Annotated in this window: 14 protein-coding genes; 10 read left to right on the top strand and 4 right to left on the bottom strand. The window is 42.0% G+C overall.

The features are described 5' to 3' along the window. Positions 1-192 precede the first annotated feature (192 nt). The 8 genes from Q1A18_RS12450 to Q1A18_RS12415 all read left to right on the top strand — a co-directional run bounded on the left by Q1A18_RS12450 (position 193) and on the right by Q1A18_RS12415 (position 16,842). The gene (locus tag Q1A18_RS12450) at positions 193-3,393 is read left to right on the top strand and encodes a TonB-dependent receptor (RefSeq protein ID WP_299580506.1); all 3,201 of its coding nucleotides are present in this window, start codon (positions 193-195) and stop codon (positions 3,391-3,393) included. 24 nt (positions 3,394-3,417) lie between these two features. Beyond that, complete coding sequence (locus Q1A18_RS12445; RefSeq protein WP_299580503.1) at positions 3,418-5,436, top strand: RagB/SusD family nutrient uptake outer membrane protein; 2,019 nt, start codon at positions 3,418-3,420, stop codon at positions 5,434-5,436. A gap of 138 nt (positions 5,437-5,574) precedes the next feature. Continuing rightward, positions 5,575-8,556 (top strand): glycoside hydrolase family 2 TIM barrel-domain containing protein, encoded by a 2,982-nt coding sequence (locus tag Q1A18_RS12440; RefSeq protein ID WP_299580500.1) that lies wholly within the window; start codon positions 5,575-5,577, stop codon positions 8,554-8,556. A 175-nt stretch (positions 8,557-8,731) separates the two neighbouring features. After that, complete coding sequence (locus tag Q1A18_RS12435; protein ID WP_299580497.1) at positions 8,732-9,730, top strand: L-rhamnose/proton symporter RhaT; 999 nt, start codon at positions 8,732-8,734, stop codon at positions 9,728-9,730. A gap of 380 nt (positions 9,731-10,110) precedes the next feature. Further along, positions 10,111-10,698, top strand: coding sequence for an RNA polymerase sigma-70 factor (locus Q1A18_RS12430; protein WP_299580494.1), 588 nt, complete (start codon positions 10,111-10,113; stop codon positions 10,696-10,698). A gap of 133 nt (positions 10,699-10,831) precedes the next feature. Next, the gene (locus Q1A18_RS12425; protein ID WP_299580491.1) at positions 10,832-11,809 is read left to right on the top strand and encodes a FecR domain-containing protein; all 978 of its coding nucleotides are present in this window, start codon (positions 10,832-10,834) and stop codon (positions 11,807-11,809) included. 113 nt (positions 11,810-11,922) lie between these two features. Next, positions 11,923-15,261, top strand: a complete 3,339-nt coding sequence (locus Q1A18_RS12420) for a TonB-dependent receptor (protein ID WP_299580488.1) — start codon at positions 11,923-11,925, stop codon at positions 15,259-15,261. Between the two features lie 12 nt (positions 15,262-15,273). Continuing rightward, entirely contained in the window at positions 15,274-16,842 is a 1,569-nt protein-coding gene (locus Q1A18_RS12415) for a RagB/SusD family nutrient uptake outer membrane protein (RefSeq protein ID WP_299580485.1), read from the top strand. A 321-nt stretch (positions 16,843-17,163) separates the two neighbouring features. On the opposite strand, the gene Q1A18_RS12410 is transcribed toward Q1A18_RS12415, so the two are convergent. The 4 genes from Q1A18_RS12410 to Q1A18_RS12395 form a co-directional block, all read right to left on the bottom strand. Next, the gene (locus tag Q1A18_RS12410) at positions 17,164-17,562 is read right to left on the bottom strand and encodes a YchJ family metal-binding protein (RefSeq protein WP_299580482.1); all 399 of its coding nucleotides are present in this window, start codon (positions 17,560-17,562) and stop codon (positions 17,164-17,166) included. Further along, positions 17,555-18,250, bottom strand: coding sequence for a DUF2293 domain-containing protein (locus tag Q1A18_RS12405; RefSeq protein ID WP_299580479.1), 696 nt, complete (start codon positions 18,248-18,250; stop codon positions 17,555-17,557). The genes Q1A18_RS12410 and Q1A18_RS12405 overlap by 8 nt, the downstream gene beginning before the upstream one ends. A 90-nt stretch (positions 18,251-18,340) precedes the next feature. After that, positions 18,341-20,827 carry an ATP-dependent helicase HrpB gene (hrpB, locus tag Q1A18_RS12400; protein ID WP_299580476.1) on the bottom strand — a complete coding sequence of 829 codons (2,487 nt, stop codon included), beginning with the start codon at positions 20,825-20,827 and terminating at the stop codon, positions 18,341-18,343. A gap of 129 nt (positions 20,828-20,956) precedes the next feature. After that, entirely contained in the window at positions 20,957-21,979 is a 1,023-nt protein-coding gene (locus tag Q1A18_RS12395) for a LacI family DNA-binding transcriptional regulator (protein WP_299580472.1), read from the bottom strand. Positions 21,980-22,172: 193 nt separating this feature from the next. On the opposite strand from Q1A18_RS12395, the gene Q1A18_RS12390 reads away from it, so the two are divergent. Next, positions 22,173-22,565 carry an L-rhamnose mutarotase gene (locus Q1A18_RS12390; protein WP_299580469.1) on the top strand — a complete coding sequence of 131 codons (393 nt, stop codon included), beginning with the start codon at positions 22,173-22,175 and terminating at the stop codon, positions 22,563-22,565. Position 22,566: 1 nt separating this feature from the next. After that, a complete protein-coding gene (locus Q1A18_RS12385) occupies positions 22,567-23,604 on the top strand; it encodes an aldo/keto reductase (protein ID WP_299580466.1) in 1,038 nt (345 codons plus the stop codon). The last annotated feature ends 4 nt before the right edge of the window (positions 23,605-23,608 follow it).

Here is a 23,608-nt window from a genome sequence, read left to right as displayed (position 1 = left end):
GGAAATAGAGTTCATCAATACAAAAATGGAAAGCCTTTATATTTAAACCAACAAACACCTAACTATACTAAGAATAAAAAAACCGGCAAATGAGCAAACATTTGCCGGTAATAAGCACGATGCTACCAACATCATGCAGATAAGTTAACAGCCGATGAAATGGCTATTATAAAACTTAAAACATTCAAACTTATGAAAAAAAATCATGACTTTAAGAACAGGGGGGTGCGAAAATTACTGCTAGCCTTCCTGATCCTTTTTGTAGGAACAAGCTTTTTGAAAGCACAGCCGGTTAATCTTTCCGGAACTGTTTCCGAGGCAGAAGCCGGCACTCCATTACCGGGCGTTTCGGTGTTTATTAAAGGAACTACAATTGGAACCATTACTGATTTTAATGGTAATTATTCTTTGCAAGTAACACCAGAAGAAGATAAAGTGATTGTGTTCTCATTTGTTGGTATGAAAACACAGGAAATACCAATTGGAACGAGCAAGGTGATTAATGTAAAATTGGAAAATGATGCCATAGGACTTGAAGAAGTCGTTGCTGTTGGTTATGGTGTGCAAAAAAAGGAAAATTTAACCGGTTCAGTTGCAGTTATTAAAAGCGAAGCACTTGAAGAGCGTCCGGCAAAAGATGCTGTTGACATGTTGCAGGGAGTAGCACCAGGACTTAATATAACAAGGAGTTCAGGAAATATTGGTGAAACAGCTTCGATTAACATTCGGGGAGTAACTACTCTGGGAGAAGGATCCAATGGCTCTCCATTGGTGTTGATAGATGGAGTAGAAGGAGACTTATCTTTGATTAATCCACAGGACATTGAAAATATTTCAGTTTTGAAAGATGCCGCATCATCTTCTATCTATGGATCCCGAGCTCCTTTTGGAGTAATCCTGGTTACTACAAAAAAGGGAGAGAAGGGAAAGATCGACGTTAATTATAATAATAGTTTTAGAAGCGGTTCGCCTAATCACTGGCCCAGTGTTTCAGACTCTGAAACTTTTGCTTATGTCCTTAATGACAATAGTGTTAATAGCGGAAACGCACCTTATTTCAGTTCCGAATGGTTGGATCGAATTATAAGATACAAGAATGGCGAAGATGTACCTATGCTGGCTAATAGCCAAGGTCGTTGGGTAAATGGCTATAATGCCGGGCATGCCAATAGTAACTGGTTAAAGGGGGTTTTTGATGATCAATCGTTTTCTCAGGAGCATAACCTCAGCATAAAGGGAGGTAGCGAACAAATGCAGTATTATATTTCAGGAGGATTTATCGAAGAAGAAGGACTTCTTAAAATTAATACTGATACTTACCAACGGTATAATATTACTGGTAAAATAAATGCGTCTCTGACTTCTTATCTTGATGTGGAATTTATTAATCGTTTTTCAAGAAAAGATTACCAACGGCCTACTTTTTTAAATGATGGTATTTGGGATAATATTTTGCGTCAGGGATGGCCTACTATGCCGATTTATGATGACAATGGACAACTGTTTGATAATGCAGCAAGTCCAATCTTGAAGTTGAGAGATGGTGGGGAGCATAACCAGATAGTAGATGTAAATACACATCAATTAAAATTTACACTTCAACCACTTGAAGGATGGCAGATTGTAGGTAGTGGTAGCTACAAATCATCGAATCAATTTAGGCAGTGGTATCAAAAGCCTTTTTATAACTATGATAAGAATGGGAATCCTTATTATGGAAGTGGAGGCACCGAAAGTAATGTTAATGAGTATGCATTTAAATCAGATTATTACAACCTTGATGTATATTCTGATTATGAGATGGAAATCAAAGCTCATAAGTTTAAATTGATGGCTGGAGGGCAGTTCGAAAACTTTTCTCAGCGAGATTTGATGGCGCAGCGTACAGGAAGTATCTCTCCAGATGTTCAGTCTATTAGTACGACTACTGGTATTAACTCCCGAGGAGAAGAAATACCTCCTTCATTAAATGGGAATTACTATGACTGGGCTGTTGGTGGCTTTTTTGGACGCTTAAATTATAACTATGACAATCGTTACCTTTTTGAAGCCAATCTCCGATATGATGGTTCTTCTCGATTCAGACAAGGTAGCAGATGGTTGTTGCTGCCCTCTTTCTCTTTAGGGTGGAATGTTGCCAATGAGAAATTTTGGAATGTTGATATTGTGGATCAGTTAAAGGTTAGGGCTTCTTATGGTTCGTTGGGGAATCAAAATACTGAGGTGTGGTATCCAACATATGTAACGCAGCCTGTCGGTGTTCAAAATGGAGGATGGTTAGTCTCAGGCAGTCAACCCAACACTACTTATGCTCCTGGCTTGATTAGCAGTAGTCTTACATGGGAAAAAGTAGAGTCTTATAACTACGGATTAGATTTCGCTTTATTGAACAGCCGATTGAGTGGTTCTTTTGATTATTTCGTGCGGAATACCTTAGATATGGTCGGCCCGGCACCAGAGCTTCCAAATACTTTGGGAACAGCAGTTCCAAAACAAAATAATACGGACTTAAAAACTTATGGTTGGGAGTTATCCGTTGCATGGAATGATGGTTTGGATTTAAGAGGGAATAGACTCAGGTATGGAGTTTCTGTGGTATTGTCCGATTCTCAAACTGAAATTACCCGTTATCCCAACGAAAGTAGAAGCTTGTCAACCTATCGAGAGGGACAGAAGCTAGGTGAAATTTGGGGGTATGAAACGGTCGGTATTGCGAAGACGCAAGAGGAAATGGATGCCCATCTAGCATCATTAAACGAAGGAGGACAGTTTGGCTTAACAAACTTGACCGCGGGCGATATCATGTATAAAGACCTGAATGGAGATAATAAAGTTAGCTCAGGTGCCAATACTTTAAATGATCCGGGTGATCGTAAAATTATTGGTAACAATACGCCAAGATTTCGTTTTGGAACTACGTTGAATGCTAGTTATAAGGGGTTTGATATAAGAGCATTCTTTCAAGGAGTCTTAAAAAGAGATTATGCAACTTCTTCACAAATGTTTTTCCCTGGTGGCTGGCAGTGGGGAGTCATAGTGCTGGATGATCAACTGGATTATTTTAGAGCTGATGAGAATCACCCCTTGGGACAGAATCTGGATCCTTACTATGGGCGACCTCTGATGGATAATCGGAACCGGGAGATTCAAACAAAGTATATTCTAGACGCTTCTTATGTGAGATTGAAAAACTTAACTGTAGGGTATACACTTCCTAAGGTCTTAGTCAATTCGCTAGGGATAGGTAATTTAAGAGTGTATGCTTCAGGCGAAAACCTATTTACTTTTACTGGATTAACTAAGATTTATGATCCTGAACTGATTCGAACGGATAAACGGAATTCATATCCTATTTTCAGGACATACTCTTTAGGTTTAAGCCTAAGCTTATAGAATTAATTAATAAAAAGGAATTATATGAAAACAATCATAAAATATATAACAGGATTAAGCATTGTGCTCTTGCTGTTTACTGCTTGCGATGATCTTTTAGATAAAGAACCAATAAGCCAAGTTACTCCTGAATCCTACCTAACCGACGTGAGTCATTTATCAGCCTACGTAATAGATAAATATACGTATATTCCAAATTCATACCCAAATGGTTGGATTCCGACAGACAATAATACCGATAATCAGGCTTCCCCTGGAGCAAGCAATGTTTTTGTGCCCGGAGAATATAAAGTACCGTCATCTGGGGGAAGTTGGTCCTTCGGTGAAATACGGCAATGCAATTACTTCTTACAAAGAGTAATTCCAAAATACGAAGCCCGGGAAATATCTGGAGATGAAGTAGCAATACGTCATCATATCGGTGAAATGTATTTTCTAAGGGCTTGTGTTTATTTTAGTAAACTACAGGCGTTAGGTGATTTTCCTATTATTACAAGAGAATTGCCAGATGACAAAGAAATATTAAGTGGAGCCACAAAGCGACAACCTCGAAATATGGTGGCACGTTTTATCCTTGCCAATATTGATACGGCATTAACATACCTGGCAGACGCATCTCCTGTTGTCGTCAATAAAACACAAATAAATAAGGATGTTGCGCATCATTTTCGGTCCAGGGTAGCGTTATATGAGGGAACTTGGCTTAAATATCATAAAGGTACTGCTCGTGTTCCCGGAGGTCCTGGGTGGCCTGGTGAATCTGAAGATATTCAATTCCCATCAGGGAATATTGATCGTGAAATTGATTTTTTCTTGGGTGAAGCGATGAAGTCAGCTAAGATTGTTGCTGATAAATATGCTTTAACTCCTAATGATGGTGGTGTTCCGCAGCCAGACAATGCTCCAGTGCCATATCCAATTGGTCAAAATCGATATTTTGAGATGTTTGGGGATGTAGATATGGCTGGTTATGCAGAAGTGGTTCTTTGGCGCGAATTCAAATTAGGAGTAGTAACCAATCAAATTTCACGAGGGTTTCAAGAAGATAATGGTCAGGTTGGCGTAACTCGTTCGGCAGTTGAAAATTTTTTAATGGAAGATGGAAAGCCGATATATTCTAGTAGTCTTACTTATCAGGATGATGAGATTGGTTCAGTACGCCAAAATAGAGATAATCGTTTGTATTTATTTCTTAAAGAGCCTGGGCAATATAACCTATGGATTAACCGGGGTGATGGAACTCACGAATTGAATCCTATTGAAGATTATCCATGGATAACTGGAGCCTACAATGGTCGAGAGGGGCGAATGACTACAGGTTATGCTCTTAGGAAGTTTATGAATCCAGATGCAGCTCATGCCTTAAATGGAGGAAGTGGTATTGGTCATATTGTTTTCAGGGCTGCAGAGGCTTATTTGAACTATATTGAAGCTTCATATGAGAAAAATGGAACATTGGATATTGATGCATTGGAGTATTGGAAGGAGTTACGCTCTCGGGCTCATCTGCCTGAAGATCCTTCCGTAACAATTGATGCTACAGATATCTTTCAAGAGGCTGCTAATGATTGGGCTGCTTACTCAGGAGGTCAGCTGCTCAACGACAAGATACTTTATAATATTCGACGGGAAAGGCGGAGTGAGCTTTTTTCAGAAGGCTTCCGTTATGAGGATCTTAAACGTTGGCGTTCATTTGATCAGTTAGAAGTGACTCCATATATTGTTGAAGGATTTAAACTGTGGGGGACTATGCAGGAGTGGTATAAGGAAAATGGAGTATCGTATTTGAAATACGGCTCGGCTAGCAATGACAATAATGTTTCTTCACCACCGGAAGCAGGAGGCAGTATATATTTACAACCTCACAGAGCTAACACCAATAACCGTGTTTACAATGGATATAAATGGCACAAGGCCCATTATTTGGAGCCAATTGCTGTATCACATTTCTTACAATCATCTGTCGATTCAAGTGTAGATGGATCGCCTATTTATCAAAATCCGAATTGGCTGAAAGAGGCTGATACTGGAGCCCAGGATTAATAATATTAAGGGATTAATAAAAAGAAAGAGGTAGTTATTTCAAAAGCTATTTGAAATAACCACCTCTTTAAAATTATTTTAATTTATGGGAGAAAGTCTATTTTTTCGAGTACAGTATTATTTAGATATTTAAAAATAATGAAAGTTCGATCTATAAAACTAGAAAAATTGAGGCAGGCATTTGTACTCTGCCTTTTTGTTTATTACTCAGTGGGAGCTCATTCGCAAGAGATAAGTGTAATCAATTCTTTTGAAAAATATAGCAACCTATTATGCGAACTGCCAGCACAGGTTGCCGGAGTACAAGCACCTGTTATAAGTTTAAATGGTCAATGGCAATTTTCAGGGAAACAGTTGAATCTAGAGAATGGAGAACAGTTAAGTTTAGAGGAATGGGAAAATATACAAGTTCCTGGAGAGCCTGCTATGCAGGGTTTTTTGATCGAGCACGATGTCTGGTATGCATACAAGAAAGTGTTCACGATTCCATCTGACTTTGCGGGAAAGATGACTGTATTGCGGTTTAACGGAGTATATAGTCACGCTAAAGTGTGGGTGAATGGAACCTATTTGCGTGAACACTGGGGAGGATTTACATCATGGGAATGCGATCTAACCCCTTTTGTCAAGCAAGATGAGCCTGTAGAGCTAATTGTGGCATTCTTGGATCCAGTGGATGACATCTCTTTTGGTTCGGGATATGCCAAACATTGCATTGGCGGAATTCTTCGTGATGTGGAATTAATTGCCTTGCCGAAAATACATGTAAGTAGGCTGGAAATAGAAACAGAACTGGACAATTACTATGAAGATGCCACGCTTAAGCTAAATGTTGGAATCAACAAAAGCGCAAAGTGCAAGTTGGTTTTTGAATTACGCGATGAAAATAACATTTTGTTATTTGAACAGACAGAGCAACTAGACAAGAGCACAAGTAATATTCAGGTGGCTCAGCCAGTTGAAAATCCCCATAAATGGACGGCTGAAAAACCATACCTGTACAGCCTAACAATAAAATTGAAGCAAAAAGGAACGGTCACAGAATGTATTGAGCGTAAAATAGGATTTAGGAAAGTTGAGATAAAAGGTAACAAGATGCTGGTCAATGGAATGCCTGTTAAACTAAGAGGAGCATGTCGTCACGATATCCACCCATTGATGGGAAGGAGTACGAATGAGGAGTATGACTTGAAAGATGTACTGCTGGCTAAGGAAGCCAATATGAATTACATACGTACTTCACATTATCCTCCAAGCAGGAAGTTTCTGGAATATTGTGACAAGTATGGCATTTATGTGGAAGACGAAACCGCCGTGTGTTTTGTGAAAACCTGGAAGGCAGAGCCATATAGTAAAGAAGATGAAAGTAAGGATGATCCTGATTATACAGACAGATACTTGGGTCAGCTAGCTGAAATGATTGAACGCGACCGTAACCATTCGTCGGTCGTTATCTGGTCTATCGGAAATGAGAACCGATATGGGGAGAACTTTGGTATTTCCTATGATTATGTTGTTGCACATGATACAACTCGTCCTATCATGTTTAGTTATCCGGGTACAACAAAAAAGAAAGTATATGATATTGCTAGTGTGCACTATGTGAACTACAATGGTGAACTAAAAGATAATATGGGGATATCTAGCCACAAGTTTGGTGTAGATGGAATGCCGGCACTTCATGATGAGTGGGCACATGTGGCTTGTTATAATGTACAAACCTTGAAAGAAGATCCGGGAGTTCGCGACTTTTGGGGGCAGAGCATGGAAGAAATGTGGACAGGCTGTTTTGATTCAGACGGAGGCCTTGGTGGAGCTATTTGGGGCATGATTGATGAAACGTTTATGCTGCCGGATACGGTGGTAGGATATGGACAGTGGGGGTTTATTGATCCTTGGAGAAGAAAGAAACCCGAATTCTGGCATACGAAAAAAGCACACACTCCGGTAAAACTTGAAAGTACCAGATTCACAAAAAGTATGGAAGGAACCGACTTGCAGATAGCAGTCCACAATCGATTTGATCATACAAATCTCAGCGAATTAAAACTCGAATGTAATTCGAAGGTGATAGAAATGCCCGACATTGCACCTCACCAACGCGGAAAATTAATTGTACCGGCCAATCTTGCTCAGAATGGCACTTTATTGAAATTTTGGCTTGGTGAGCGCTTGGTTGATATGTATCGCATTTCCTTTCAAGAACCGGTTGAGGCGAAGTTTGAAAATTTACCAAATAGTGTTTTGAATGTGGTGGAAAATGAAGCTGATTTAACGGTTTCAGGAAAAGGTTTTTCCTATTGTCTGGATAAGCAAAGCGGGCTGATAAAAAAAGGGATAATTGATGGAGTAGAGGTTCTCAAAGGTGGCCCTTTTTTAAATGTAGTCGTTCCCTCTTGGGCTAAAGGTGTCAATCAGGGCAAGGGAAGCCAATTAATTCCTCTGAAAGAAAACTGGAGTTTAATCAACTTCACATATGAACACAATGAAAATCGTTTTACGGCTCGCATTAAAGGACAAATGGATGACATGAAGGTAGCCTATCTTTTTGAGGTTCTACCTAACGGTGAAGTGGAAGTTAAGTATACGATTGAAGATATGCCCGAAGCGGTACACGAAGCTGGTATAAATTTTTTGTTGAGTTCAGATATGAACCGTATATCTTGGAACCGCAATGCCCAATGGTCCATATATCCGGAAAACCACATAGGGAGAGCAGTTGGAACAGCTGTTCGCAATTCAAATTTTTCAAAGGAGAAATATCGGTTTAAACCTGAAAAAGAGTGGGAACAGGATGGAAAAGACTTTTACTTATTTCAGAAAAGTGGCATAGATACTGAAATGGGAATGAGTACTCATGACTTCAGAACTACCCGACTGAATCTTACCGAATACCAAGTTTACAATAATGAGGATAACTATGGGTTGCATGTTTTTGCAGATGGTGAATTGGCTGCGCGTTGCTCTGTTTCAACCAAAGGAGAGGTTGTTATGAAGATTTTGCATCATGTTTCCTATAGCGATTTGGGCTGGGGTAATTTTGTGTTGCCCTCAAAGGTAGAGAAGAGGTTTAGTGGCCATTTGAACTTTCGTTTGTTAAACAAAGATTTAAATCGATAGAATTCCTGAATATTATTTCATGAAAGGCATAGAGCAACCATGTTATGACTAAAGTATATTTTTGTAAAAATTGAATTTGATAATTTAGTTCATAAAATGAAAAAATAGTCCATTTAAACAGAGAATCAACTCTCTATCTTTAGTGTATTAATAGAACATAACCTAACTAAATAAAATGAATTTCTTTTCTGGATTACTCATTGTTGTTCTTGCAGGGGTGTTGCAAGGATCATTTTTCTTACCAATGACTTATACCAAAAAATGGCAATGGGCACATAGCTGGTTTGCTTTTTCGTTATTGGCTATGTTGTTGGTTAATTGGGGAATTGCCCTGCTAACTATCAATGGTATTACTTCTATTATTGCGGCTGTTCCGGTTCAACTACTGTTGCTGGTGGGCGTATTTGGTTTATTATGGGGTATTGGAGCTATCCTTTTTGGCAAGGCAATGGATATGTTGGGAATGGCACTTGGCTATCCCATTATTATGGGCATTAATGCCATTACGGGGACTTTAGTCCCAGCCTTAGTTTTTTCATCTTCAATTTTTTTAGAGCCCAAAGGACTGTTAATTCTTTTAGGGGCCTTGGTTTCGGTTGTCGGAATTTACTATTGTGCGAGGGCTTCCTCTCAAAAAGATAAAAGTTCGAAACTCTCGAATTATACAACCACGGGCTTGATTCTGGCTGTTATCTCTGGTTTTACTTCGTGTTTACCCAATTTGGGAGCTGCTTTTAGTCAGGATATTACCCGAATTGCTGTCGAACATGGCGTAGGACAGGCGATGGCTGGAAATGTAATTTGGTCTTTGTTTTTTACAGCAGGATCTCTGGTGAATATGGGATATTGCTTGTTTGTTCTTATAAAAGGAAAAGAATTGAAAGCATTTATTAATGAGCATAAAACGATGAATTGGGGACTGATCCTGGGCATGTCAGCTATGTGGATTGGAAGTTTCTATGCTTATGGCTATGGCGCTGTTGTTTTGGGCGATTTAGGCTTGGTTGTTGGATGGCCACTCTTGGTGTCACTATCCATTGTTATTGGAAATCTCTGGGGAATATTCCGGGGAGAATGGACAGGTGCTCCTCATAAAGCCCGGAAAACGCTCAATTTTGGAATTGTCTTGTTGATTGGGGCCGTTCTTATTATTGCATTAAACAACCTTGTTTAACAGGTTATTTCGATAGAGTATTAACAAAAAAATTAGCGCTCATACTTTCAGATAAAGTGGTTTTGGCCTTAGCTTCTTTTTCAATTCTGGTTTCAGGATGTAAGTCTGGTGTTTCACCGGGTAAAGAAATGCCTTCAAAACCGAGTTGCACGCATGGGAAAACGAGTTAGCAGAACCTCTTTGGCAAACACACCCCGTTGGAAACAACATACATTGGACAGATACAACCAGGTTTATGTTGATTCGTTGCGGCGGGAGTAAGTTTATTCTCTGTTTGAATGGCATTGCAGGTTGGGGTAGAAGTAGGATAGGTAATAAAAACAATAAATAGATAACATGTCAATAGTATAGATAAGCTCATTTCTTTTATTTTTGTGCCAATGCAAATTATTGATGGAGTAGAAGAAGGCGTATTGATTGATAAACTCATTCAGGGTGATCAGCTCGCTTTTGAAAAGCTTTTTCGGTTTTATTATCCCGGATTAGCGGTTTATGCTCGTCAGTTTGTTACTGATGCCGAAAAGGCTGAAGAAATTGTACAAGACTTTTTTGTTCGCTTTTGGGAGAAACACACCTCCCTGCAACCTTCTGATTCTTTAAAATCCTATTTGTTCTCTTCTGTAAAAAACAGTAGCCTCAACGTATTGAAGCGTTTAAAAGTAGAAGAGCGATATCTGCGCAATATTCAGCTGTTATCCGATGATCATTTGCTGTACGACCCGGATTTATATATAGCCTCCGAATTGCAGGATAAAATACAAAAGGCTATCGATAAGTTGCCTGATCGATGTCGCGAGGTTTTTATTTTGAGCCGGATTAATGGGTTGAAGAATGATGAAATTGCATTGCAGTTAAACATTTCAAAACGAACCGTTGAAACTCAAATTAGCAAGGCCTTAAAGATCCTTAAGGTTGAACTGAAAGAATATATTGGACTCCTGGCTCTTTGGGGATTCATTAATCTTTAATCTTTTTTATCCTTTTCTTAATTTTTTTTGAAATCTGAATACGTGTAGTTGCTGTGGCAATTGTATTGTTAGTGTAAGAAAGAACAAAAGCGTTGCATTCTTACAGAACTAATTTCTAATCTATTGGTGCCAGATGCATATAAAAGATACCGACAATGCCAGAATAGCTGGTTTCATAAGAAACAGAAAATCATTAACCGAGGAGCAGCAGCTTGTCGAAGCTGGAAAAATCATCAATCAAATTAACGAAGTTGATGTAACAACTGCCTGGAGAAATGTTTCTGGTAGAATAAATCAACCTAAAACTTCTCGTTTAATTTTTCGTCAACTTCAGCGGATCGCTGCTGTATTATTTTTCCCCGTCCTGTTGGTTTCCATGTGGAGCTTGTTTGTAAAAATCCCTGAGATAAAAAGTACGCTAATTGCTCATCAGGAAGTGACCAGCCCCATTGGTTGCCGCACAAAGGTAGAGTTGCCTGATGGTACCTATGCTTGGTTAAATGCCGAAAGTACCATTAAGTTTCCGGTTCCTTTCATCGGTCAAAAAAGGGAAGTAGAACTGATGGGCGAGGCTTATTTTGAGGTTACCCCAAACAAGGAAAAACCGTTTGTTATTACTTCGGATGAAGCAAAGGTAACTGTTCTGGGAACCAGCTTTAACTTTCGGTCTTATGAAGAAGACAAGGTTGTGGAAGTGGTGCTGAAAGAAGGAGCCGTTCGGCTCGAAAGTGAGTACAATAACATCGCTAGCGAATACTTGATGAAGCCGAACAACAGGGTGGTGGTGAATAAACGTTCTGGCGAGTTAAAGATTACCGATGTCCATGTTGATAAATACATTGCATGGCATAAAAATAAGCTGGTTTTTGATGAAAGTTCAATCGAGGAGCTTGCTGCAAAACTGGAACGTTGGTATGGTGTGGAAGTGATTATTGAGGATAAGAACTTGCAGGCATATCGTTTCTCCACCACCTTCGAAAACGAATCACTGCAGCATGTAATCGACCTCCTGGAATTATCCTCTCCAATTAACATTGAATATAAACAGGCTGAATACAAACCAGAAGCAAAAACCGTCACTAAATCTAAAATAATTATAACCAAAAGATAAAGGCGTTGCCTATGACAAAACCCAAAACAAAGAAAGGAAGTGCAGCGAACACTTCCCTTCAAAATTTACCCGACAGGGGTAAATTATTTAATAATAATTAACAGGATAAATTTATGAAAAAAATGACGAAACCCTTGGGTGTATTTTTTAATGCACACCGGAAAATTCTTACAATTATGCGAAATGCAGCTTTTTTAATTCTCTTTACCAGCTTGCAGGTTGTTGCAGGCATGAGTTATTCGCAGTCAACCAGATTGTCGCTGAATAAAAGTAATGTGACTATAAAAGACGTTCTGATGGAAATAGAAAATCAGAGCGGAATGTATTTTCTGTATAATAGTGAGTTGATTGATGTTCAGGAAAAAGTGGATGCTTCTTTCACCAATGAGAAACTGGATGTCATTCTGAATAAGCTATTCGAAGATAAAAATGTTCAAGTAATTGTAAACGACCGGCATATTGTTTTAACTCCGGGAAGTACAAGCTCGAACCTCCAGCAGCAGAAAACAATCTCTGGAAAAGTAACCGACGCCTTGGGGCAGCCCTTACCCGGTGTTACAGTTTTGGTAAAAGGAACAACCATTGGTATTGTTACTGACTTTGATGGTCTTTACACTCTTACTGAAGTGCCTGCCGGAGCTACCTTGGTTTTCTCGTTTGTTGGAATGAAGTCACAGGAAGTAGAAGTGGCCGGGAAAAACCAGATCGATATTGCCCTGGCTGAGGATGCTATTGGCATTGAGGAAGTTGTGGCGATTGGTTACGGTACCCAGAAGAAAGTAAACCTGACCGGATCGGTTTCTGCAGTTAATGCCGATGCCTTGGAGAACCGACCTGTTACCAATGTTTCCTCAGCCTTACAAGGACTAATGCCAGGTGCTACGGTTACTCAAACCAGCGGTCAGCCGGGTAAAGATGCTGGTGGTATCCGAATTCGTGGTATCGGAACTCTTAATAATTCGAACCCCATGTATGTTGTGGATGGAATGGTTGTTGGAAATATCAATGACATCGATCCCAGCGATATTGCATCCATTTCTATTTTGAAAGATGCGGCATCAGCAGCAATCTATGGGTCACGTGCCTCGAATGGGGTGATTTTGGTGACAACTAAAAAAGGGAATAGCAAAGAAACAACCTTGAAATACGAAGGTTACATTGGCTGGCAACAACCAACACAACTTCTTGAACATCTTCCTTCCTGGGAATATGCCGAGCTGTATAACAAAGCTTTGGTTAATGAAAATAAATCGCCTGCTTATACCGAGGCTGAAATTGAAAAATTCAAGAATGGTAGTGATCCCGACAATTATCCGAACACCGATTGGGCTGGCTTATTTTATAAGAAAAGTGGTTTTCAGCAAAGTCACCGTGCGCAAATCAGTGGAGGTAGCGACAACACCACTTATTTGATTTCATTAGGTTACCTGGATCAAGGAGGAATTATCGATAATGCGGGATTTAAGCGTTACAACGGACGGGCAAACATAACCACAACAATCAATAAATTTGAGGTTAACTTTAACATGTCGTTTACTCAGGGAAATACGACTGAACCAACAAACCCATACACGGGCGATATGTACCAGATATTTCGGCAAATTAACCGAATTGCGCCTTTCGTCCCTTACAAATACTCAACCGGAGATTATGGTTATATTGCCGATGGTAACCCCTTGGCATGGATGGATCTGGGTGCTATACGGGAAGAGAAATACCGGAAGACACGCGGTATCGGAAATATAAGTTATGAGCCCATCAAAGGATTAAAAATTAAGGAAATCTTGGGTTATGAATACACTGGTACTTCGGATGAAAAATTCATTAAAGACATTCAGTTCTATAATTGGAAAACGGGTGAGCCAACGCTTTACCAGGGGCCAAACAGTCAAAAAGACATTCGGGTAGACTACCAAACTGTTAGTTTGCAAACTTTGGTGACTTATGAAAAGACGTTTGGAAAACATACAATTCAGGCTTTGGGAGGTTTTTCGCAGGAAAGCTCACGTACCGATTGGAACAGTTCCTACCGGAAGTCTTTTTTGAATAATGAACTGTGGGAGGTTAACGCTGGGTCTGCTGATGGTCAGGTAGCCGAAGGTTCGGCTTACGAGTATTCTTTAAGATCATATTTTGGACGTATTTCATACAACTTCAATGATAAATATTTATTAGAGGCGAATGTACGTCAAGATGGTAGTTCCCGCATCTCGAAAGATAATCGTTGGGGTACTTTTCCTTCATTTTCCGGAGCATGGCGTGCGATTAACGAGCCATTTATGGAAAACGTAAAAGATGTGGTGTCGGACTTAAAAATTAGAGCTGGTTGGGGTATTCTTGGAAATCAATCCATTGGGAATTATCCTTACCAATCGGTATTGTCAGCTGCTGATTACCGATTAGGAGGTGCTGTTGTCTCCGGAGTTGCCCTAAAAGATGGTGTGAATACGGACATTAAATGGGAAGAATCAACCACCACCAATATTGGTGTCGACTTAGGCCTTTTCTCTAATAAATTAACTTTTTCTACCGACGTTTACAACCGAATTACTTCTGATGTATTATTGAAATTACCCGTTCCCTCACCTACAGGATTAACTGATCCTTATCAAAATGCGGGTGAGGTGACTAACAAAGGGGTTGAGTTTCAGTTAGGCTACAAACTGAAAAAAGGAGACTGGGACTTCCATATTCTGGCTAATGCAGCTTATAATAAGAATGAAATTACTGACCTTCGTAATGATGGTGCCCGGATATGGAATGGTTATAGTTTCTTGCAAGAGGGCTATCCGATTAACTCCTTTGGTGGCTATATTGCTGAAGGCTTATTCAGAACACAGGAAGATTTGGACAATAGTGCTGTCATCAATCGCGGACAGGCTGCTTTGGGCGATATTAAATATAAAGACGTAAAAAAAGATGGTAAAATTAATGCTGAAGACCGTGAATTTTTAGGTAGCTGGATGCCTGCTTGGACCTTTGGAACCACCTTGTCTGCCTCTTGGAAAGGCTTGGATCTTCAACTTCTGTTCCAGGGGGCAGCCCAAGTGAAGAGTTATGTCCAGAATGAGTTTGTAGGTAAATTGACTGGCTTTACGGATAAACCTACTGTTGTTTTCCGTGATTCTTACGACAAGGATACCAATCCAGACGGGAATTTCCCCCGACCTCTTTCTTCATGGAATGTTAATTCATCCAGTAGCTATCCTTCATCTTTTTGGGTTGTTGATGGTTCTTATTTACGATTGAAGAACCTGCAGTTTGGCTATACTTTGCCTAAAATGATGACGAATTCTGCCGGATTGTCGAGAGTGAGAATTTACTACAGTGGCCAAAACTTACTGACTTTTACCGGTCTTCGTAAAGGCGTAGATCCAGAAGCTCCTGCTGGTGCCAGGGCTTATTACCCACAGGTGAAAACCAATACGATTGGCTTAAGTGTAACATTTTAAAAATTCAGGATTATGAAAAGATATAGTTTATTATTAATTGCCCTGCTGTTCCTTTTTTCATGTGAGCAGGACTTTATGGACAAAAATCCATTAGACCAGATTTCCAATGAATCGTTCTGGAATAATGAAAAAGATGCCATTGCTGCGGCCAATGGGTGCTATTCCGACTGGTGGGATATGTATTACGTAATTTACATGGATTGTGCATCAGACAATTGCTATAATCCATTCCCCTGGGAGGGATTCCAGGTACAAGCAAGCGGAAATGCAACTCCTAGCGATGCCGGACAGAGCTTCATGGGGTTCAGCACGATTACCCGCTGCAATAGTTTCCTTGAAAATATTTCTCGTCCAGAGATGGATGAAAGCCTGCGGAAACGCTTAACAGCAGAGGTGCGTTTTTTGCGTGCCTGGGATTATTTTGTTAAAGTTACAATTTATGGTGATGTGCCTTTGGTAACTCAAGTGCTTAATCCATCAGAGGCCAACGTTCCTCGCAACCCTAAAGCCGATGTTGTTAAATTTGTTTTAGATGAATTGAATACGGCGGCGGCTGATCTTCCTGCTTCTTATTCCGGGCCTGATGTTGGTCGCATTACGAAAGGAGCCGCCTTATCGGTAAAAGCAAGAATGGAAATTTTTGAAGGCAAATATGCTGAATGCGCTGCTACTTGTCAGCAGATCATGGATCTGGGCTATTCATTAGTGCCTGAATACAAGAACATTTTTAAACTGTCGAATCAGGATAACAGTGAAGTGATTCTTGATGTGCAATACAATGAAGGTATTGGAACAACCTGGGTTTTGGGTGTTCTGCCCCCGAACTCTTCAGGTGGCTGGTGTTCTGTAAATCCAACACAGTCGTTGGTTGATAGCTATGAGTGTGTTGATGGAAAGACAATAGCAGAGTCTTCTGTTTATAATGCTGATGAGCCGTATAAAAATCGTGACCCACGTCTGGAAGCCAGCATCGTTTATCCTGGAGGATTGTACGAAGGAGCCTATTTTAACCCGATTGACGTAAATGACCCTAATGGGGATTACTATGCGCCTTATGGTCGCTCAAAAACCGGATACAATCCACGTAAATATGTTGACGATTTAAGTGAGTTCCCTGATATCTGGGACTCAGGAATGAATGCAATCGTGATTCGCTATGCCGAGATTTTGCTGATGTATGCGGAATCAAAAATTGAAACCAACAGTATTGACGATTCCGTTTATGATGCGATCGATGAAATTCGGAACCGTGCCGGAATGCCTTCTGTAGACCGTGCAGTATACAATAATCAGACAACATTGCGTGAATTGATTCGTTGTGAACGTCGTGTTGAATTAGCCATGGAAGGATTACGTTGGTTTGATATCTGCCGCTGGAAAATTGGCGAGGAGGTAATGGATGCAACAGTGTATGGCGCCCGTTTGGGAACAGTAGATCCGGCCAATGGAGCTTTGACACTCACCGATGAACGTATTGAGGTTGAAACAAGAGTTTTTCAGGCTAATAAACACTATCTGTGGCCTATTCCTCAAAGTGTTATCGATGCTACTCCAGCAATAACACAAAATCCGAACTATTAATTTTCATAGATTTTATATACAGTATTTAAGGGAGGGAGGCATTGCCTCCCTCTTTTTTTCATTCCACAACGATATAGGAAGTTAAGATTGATGATTAAACGAACTGAAAGACAGCAGGCATGCCAGAGAAGGATTGCTTACGTCTTGAATTGTTCTGATAGTGATTTAACTGACTTCTTTTACTGAAACATAGGGAAATATAATCATTTTTTTAATCAAGAGGAATTAGTTGATTTTTTTTACTCTGTGTTGCTTTAATTCTGCTGGTTTTGCGAGTTTTATGAATTGTAGGCTATTTCCACTAGTTGAAGGAAGTAGCACTTACCCCTTATGTACTCCGGAATAATAAAGCCACTGGCCTTGTTCTTTTTTGAAAAAGGAGTTCTCGTGGATCTGTTGCAGTTGCCCGTTTTCCAGGTAGAGTGCCTTAAACTCCACATAGCCGCTTGAATCGTTGGCTTGGCCTCCTTGGGTGTTCAGAATTTGTAAGCCCATCCATTGAACGGATTTTGCCCAGCTTTCAATGGCTTTTTGTTCTTTTATCGGTCTGGTTTTAGGGTGGTGGCTTCGCATGAGATAGGCTCCGTTCGCTTGGGTAAACGCAACGTAGCGGGATTGCATCAGTTCCTGAGCGGTGGCTGCCTGACGTTTTCCTGAAATGATCGCTAAGCAGCAGTCGGCTGCCATTTGCTGTGAGCCACAAGGGCATAGTTTATTCATGATGATTCAATTTTGTTTGTTTCTGAATGGCTTTCATGAGCGGACAATTGGGGAGAATTGCTTCGCCCTTTCGGTATTGACTTAGCAGCTGGACGGATTGCTGGGCTAGTTGTCGACGGACAGCTCTTCGTTCGCCTTTGATACGTGCTATTTTTAGGTTATCGTAGGCGGTGGTTTGGTGTCGCATCCAGGCGATAACTGCTTTGGCCGCTCTTTCTTCGAGGGGAATGAGTTGTGTTCGCGCAACCGTGCCACTTCCCACCGGAATGGCATGTTGGGTAATTGCAAGAGCCATTTGCTGGGAAAGTGCTGCATAAGACGCATGAAAATCCAGGTAGTTCACAACCGCCTGTAAAAACTCGCCTTCATACAATTGTTGCTTTTTTTCCCGTCGCTGAATATCTGCAGCTCTTTTCTTTTGGTAACCTTCCGTGCTTCTTACGGCGGCAACCTGCTGTTTGGCTATTGCAATCGTGTCAGCTGGAGCCCAAACTCCTTTGGAGATGGTCTTTCGTCCTTTTTTATACTGAACACGCCAATAATTTCCTTGTGCCGTTACCTTGCGGGTAACTCCTGCATCGCCCGCAGGAAGAAAGCTCCAGCCAGCAGGAGGAGTGACCAATTCTCCCTTTTCTCCAATTAATTGTCCGTTTTTCCCGGGGGCAACTATTTTTATATTGTTAGTCATGATGATCGATCGTTAGATTTTCGGATTGCCATTCTTCTTCTTCTTTCCGGTTTTCCTCTTCGCTCTTTTCCTACTCTGTGCCTTTTCCTGTCACGATTGCCTCCGTTTTACACCTCGCAGGGCCTCGGCGGTCCACGGATCATCTGGCCAAGCGTGTTTCGGATAACGCCGTTTAAGTTCTTTCTTTACTTCGAAATAGGCATTGTTCCAGAAGCTTTTCAGGTCTGATGTAATCTGCACCGGTTTAAATCCCGGGGAAAGCAGGTGCATTAAAACATTGACTTGCCCGTTGTTGACTTTGGGAGTATCCTCCATGCCAAATACTTCCTGTAAGCGCACGGCCAACACGGGGGCTTCGCCATTGGACTGATAAGACAGCTTGATGGCCGAGCCACTGGGTACTTTCAGTTTTTGTGGAGCTAATTTATCAAGCATTTGTTGTTGCTCCTGACTTAAATGATAATGCAAGGCATTTTCGAGATCAATCTTTTTTAGATCTTCTGTCTTGCGTATATTTTGAAGGTAAGGCGTTAACCAATTCGGATTGGTTTGTAGCAAATTTTCAGTTGAAACATCCGGCCATTGCGCTTCCGGATTCCAGTGTCGCAAACTCATCACCCGGTTTTGCCATTGGGTAACGCGTTCATCAAATTTTAACAGGTGTTTACCTTCTTTGGAAATGGCTTCTGTAAGGACCGTTAAGACTTGATCGCTATCTGGATTTGGGAGTGGTTTTGATTGCAAAACAATGCCCCCAATTCGGAGTTCTTTTGTTGCAATCAATCCTCCTTTCTTGCTGTCCCAGGCAATCACTTCCCGCTCTTTCACCAAAGGGGCTAAATCTGTTGGATTGAGAGGCGATGCCAGAAAAATGGATCCCATGCCTTCCCGGGCGTTCAAATGGGCAACTGCAAGCCAGGCTTCGTGGGCAAGTTCGTCTTTATGTCCGGCCATGGCAATGTTGCCATTCGATAATTGAAACTGCGCATTGTTTCCGGGACGGGCAAAAGCAATACGTTCGGGGTAGGCATAAACTAGCAACAGCCCTGTTTCGTAGGGATTGACCATTTCGTTACTTGGTTCGCAACCGATAACGTTTCGGTACGACTCCGCCACTTTCTCAATCCGTTTCATCTTTTTACTGATGCGTTGAGAGGAGCGCTGCTTGCGTAGAGCTTCAATGCGAAGGTTAATATCAATACCTGCTTCCCGGCCTAGCGGATCCCGTTCTTCTAGAATAGCAGCCAGGTCCGTCGCCAGCGAAACATGGCCGTCATCCTGTGCCATAATTAGCATGTGAGCAATACGAGGATGACAGGGGAGACGGTGCAATTGCTTGCCCAGAGCAGTGATCTTTCCATCCTCGAGAGCTTCCAGCTCATGCAATAATTCCGAGGCTTGTTTAAAGGTTCCACGAGGCGGTTCATTGAGCCAGCAGAGTTGCTCCGGTTCGGTAACTCCCCATTGGGCCAAATCCAGAACCAGACTGGCTAAATCCGCTTCCAGGATCTCCGGCGTACGTTGTTCTGCAAGTTGTTCGTGGGTGGCTTTGGTCCACATGCGGTAGCAGCTGCCGGGGCCAAGTCTGCCGGCCCGTCCGGCTCGCTGATCGGCCGAATCTTTGGGGACCTGAACGGTTTCAAGATGTGATAACCCGGTTCGGGGATTGAAACGGGAAACACGCGCATAGCCCGAATCAACAACCACTTGCACGCCTTCAATTGTGAGGCTGGTTTCAGCAATTGAAGTGGCCAAAATAACTTTGCGTTTGCCTTGCGGACTTGGAAAGATCGCAGCCAGTTGCTTATGCTTTGGAAGTGCTCCGTAAAGTGGATGAACTTCTAGATTTAGGCGTTCGTTCCGAAGCAGCCGCTCACATTTTTTGATTTCGCCTTCGCCAGGCAAAAATACCAGCACGTCACCTGCCTTTTCTTTGATGGCGCGAAGTATTGTTTGAGCCGTTAGCTCTGCAATGAGCCGGATGTCATTTTCTCCGGTGTAGATCATGTCAACCGGGAAAAGCTTCCCGGAACACTGCACAACCGGGGCTTTTAATAAGCTTGATAATTGAGGCAGATTCAAGGTGGCCGACATGATCACGATTCGTAAATCGGGCCTTAAAACCTGCTGTGCTTCCCGGCAAAGGGCAAGGGCCAAGTCGGCATGAATACTTCGCTCGTGAAATTCATCGAAGATTACTATGCCGACACCTTCTAACGAATTGTCAGATTGCAGCATTCTCGTTAGAATGCCTTCGGTGACCACTTCAATCCTGGTTTTGGAACTAATCCGGTTTTCGAATCGAATGCGATATCCGATGGTTTCGCCAACTTCTTCGTTGAGTAAAGAAGCCATTCGTTCGGCAATGCCTCTTGCGGCCAAACGACGAGGTTCCAGCAGAATGATTTTCTGATTGCTGGCTTTTGCCTGCTGCAGCAAAGCCAGGGGCACCAAGGTACTTTTCCCGGCTCCGGGAGGGGCGTTTACAATCAGTGTATTGTTCGTTTGTAGCTTATCCTGAATTTCATCGAGGATCGTTACTACCGGCAGATTAATATGTTGAAATTGAATTGTCAAAATTATGGGTGTCAAAATGAGACTGCAAAAATAGAAAAACCGTTTGATTCCGGGTGGTTCGTTATGCCTGTGACTACAGGGAAGCACTAAAAGGTAACGTTCCGAAGAATCTGTTTGCTGATGTTAGGCTCAGTTTAGCTTGTTTTTTTGAGAGGATTCGCGCTCAACCAACTGGGTTTTTAGAACAAGCGTCTGTGGTGCTTTTTTAGTTTGTTTGGCACTAAAGAATAAGTTCGCCGCAGCTCTGCCCATTTCAAAAGTTGGATGCGTAACGGAAGTCATAGGGGGATCAACCACCGTTGAATGAAACTCATCGGTAAAGCCAACCAGTGCAATATCGTCAGGAATACGCAGGCCATGGCGCTTAATTTCTTTCATGGCGGCAAAAGCAACGGTGTCATTGATTCCGAAAACTGCGTCCGGCGGGTTTTTTAGCTCAAGCAAGCGTTTCATGGCCTGTGTGGCCGAGTCGGAGCTGAGGTCACATGCTTCAATCAACTCCGGGACGACAGGCAATTTTGAAGCTTCCAAGCCTGCCAGGTAACCGGTCATTCGTTCTTTGGAAATGTTAAGGTGTTGCGGCCCGGATATAAAAGCAATTCTTCGGCAACTTTGCTGGTAGAAATGCTGGGTGATTGTTTGGGCAGCTTCCGTGTTGTCGGCAGTTACAGAAGGCACCTGTCCGTTAAGGCAAACACGATCAAAAAACACCAGCGGAATATTCAGCCTAAGCAAATCCTCGAAGTGAGCCGTTTCTGTTGTTTCCTGGCTCAGGCAAACGATGAATCCTTCCACCCGTGCACGCAGTAAATTTTCAATGGACTCTTTTTCCTTGGCATACGATTCATTGGAGCTGGCTAATAAAATGAAGTAGCCTTTTTCTTTGGCATAACTTTCAATTCCGGCAATAATGGAGGCATAGAAATGGGTAACCAGATCGGGGACAATCACGCCAATCATGCGGGTTTCCTGCTTAAGAAGGCCCATCGCAAGGGGGTTGGGGCTGTAACGGCGCTCCTGCGCGATCTTTTTCACTTTCTCCTTCATTGCTGTGCTGATATCGGGATGATCTTTCAGCGCACGCGAAACAGTCGAAATAGAAACGTTTAGTTCCCTGGCCAAATCTTTTAATGAAATATGCCTGTTGCCCATAGTTTTTCCTTCTCACACAAAAATAGTCTTTTATCCTATTCTGGTACTATCGCCCCAAGGACTTCTTGTGTTTCAAAACATCTTTTACGAATCGCAAAGCTTGTCGCAAAGCTTTGCATAGAGATATTTACATAGGTTGTTTTGATTAAGAACTGAAAATCACGGAACTTTAAATATTCAAAAAGAAAAAACGATGAAGTTTAAACGCTATTGCAAGACTTTGCTGCTGGAAAATGATCCCAGCCTGATTGAAGCCTACCGGGAGGTTCATAAACCGGAAAATACGTGGCCCGAAATTACACAGGGAATGAAAGAAGTCGGCATTTTGGATATGGAAATTTACATCTTCCAAAACCGCTTATTTATGATTATGGATACGGTGCCTGATTTTGACCATGACCAAGCCATGAAAGAACTTGCTCAAAAGCCCCGTCAAGCCGAATGGGAAGCTTATGTGTCGCGGTTTCAACTGACGACTTCCGAAGCAACAGCTGATGAAAAATGGGTGCTCATGGATCGAATTTATGAGTTGAATCCGCAGCAAACGTGTTTGGCAATAGACGGACAACCAAAGCAAATAGATTAACATGCTAAATAAACAGAATAAAAGCGGGCTCAACTTCCCGACTATTATTTATGGAACCAGTTACCTGGGCAACCTGTACCGCGAATTGTCGGAAACCGAAAAGCTGAACCTGATGCAGGAATGGTTTAAGGTTAGCGATGGAAAAGTGATGATTGACAGTGCGGGGAAGTATGGGGCCGGATTGGCCCTGGAAGTGATTCGGCAGGGGTTGGAAAAGCTTAAGATTGAACCGGAACAAATCACGATTAGCAATAAGCTGGGATGGTACCGGGTGCCGCTGGAAACGGCTGAACCGACTTTTGAGCCGGGAGCCTGGGCTAACCTAAAGTATGATGCGGTGCAAAAAATCAGCTACGACGGAATTTTGGCTTGCTGGCAGCAAGGAGCCGAATTGCTGGGCCCTCATTATAAGCAGGAGTTCGTGTCGGTTCACGATCCGGATGAATACCTGATGGCGGCTGCTGACAGTGCCGATCGTGAACAACGGCTGAAAGATATTTTGGAAGCCTACCGGGCGCTGTTTGAGCTGAAGGAAAAAGGGCTGGTGAAAGCGGTTGGTGTGGGGGCAAAAGATTGGTTGATTATCAGAGAACTATACGAACACGTGAAATTTGACTGGGTGATGTTGGCCAATAAGTTCACCATTTACCACCATCCGAAAGAGATTATCGGCTTTATGCAACAGCTGCATGCTAATGGAGTGGCAATCATTAACTCCGCCATTTTTAATGCCGGATTTTTAACCGGAGGCGATTATTTTGACTATCGAATTCTGCACCCGAATGACCCAGCCGATCAGCCTTTGTTTGCCTGGCGCAAGCAGTTTTTTGCGGTGTGCGAGAAATACGCGGTTCAACCCGGTGATGCCTGCTTGAAATTTGCCTTGTCGGTTCCTGAAATCAACGCGGTGGCACTCAACCCCAGCAAGCCCAAACGCATGGCGAATAACAAGCTTGTGATAAACACGCCGCTACCCGAGGCTTTTTGGCAGGAACTAAAAGAGACAGGAATTATTGATCCGGACTATGCCTATCTGTAAATGA

The sequence above is a fragment of the uncultured Sunxiuqinia sp. genome (assembly GCF_947495665.1).
Taxonomy (GTDB): domain Bacteria; phylum Bacteroidota; class Bacteroidia; order Bacteroidales; family Prolixibacteraceae; genus Sunxiuqinia; species Sunxiuqinia rutila.
Note: the sequence above shows the minus strand (reverse complement) of the source record. Positions and strands in the feature narration are given on the sequence as shown.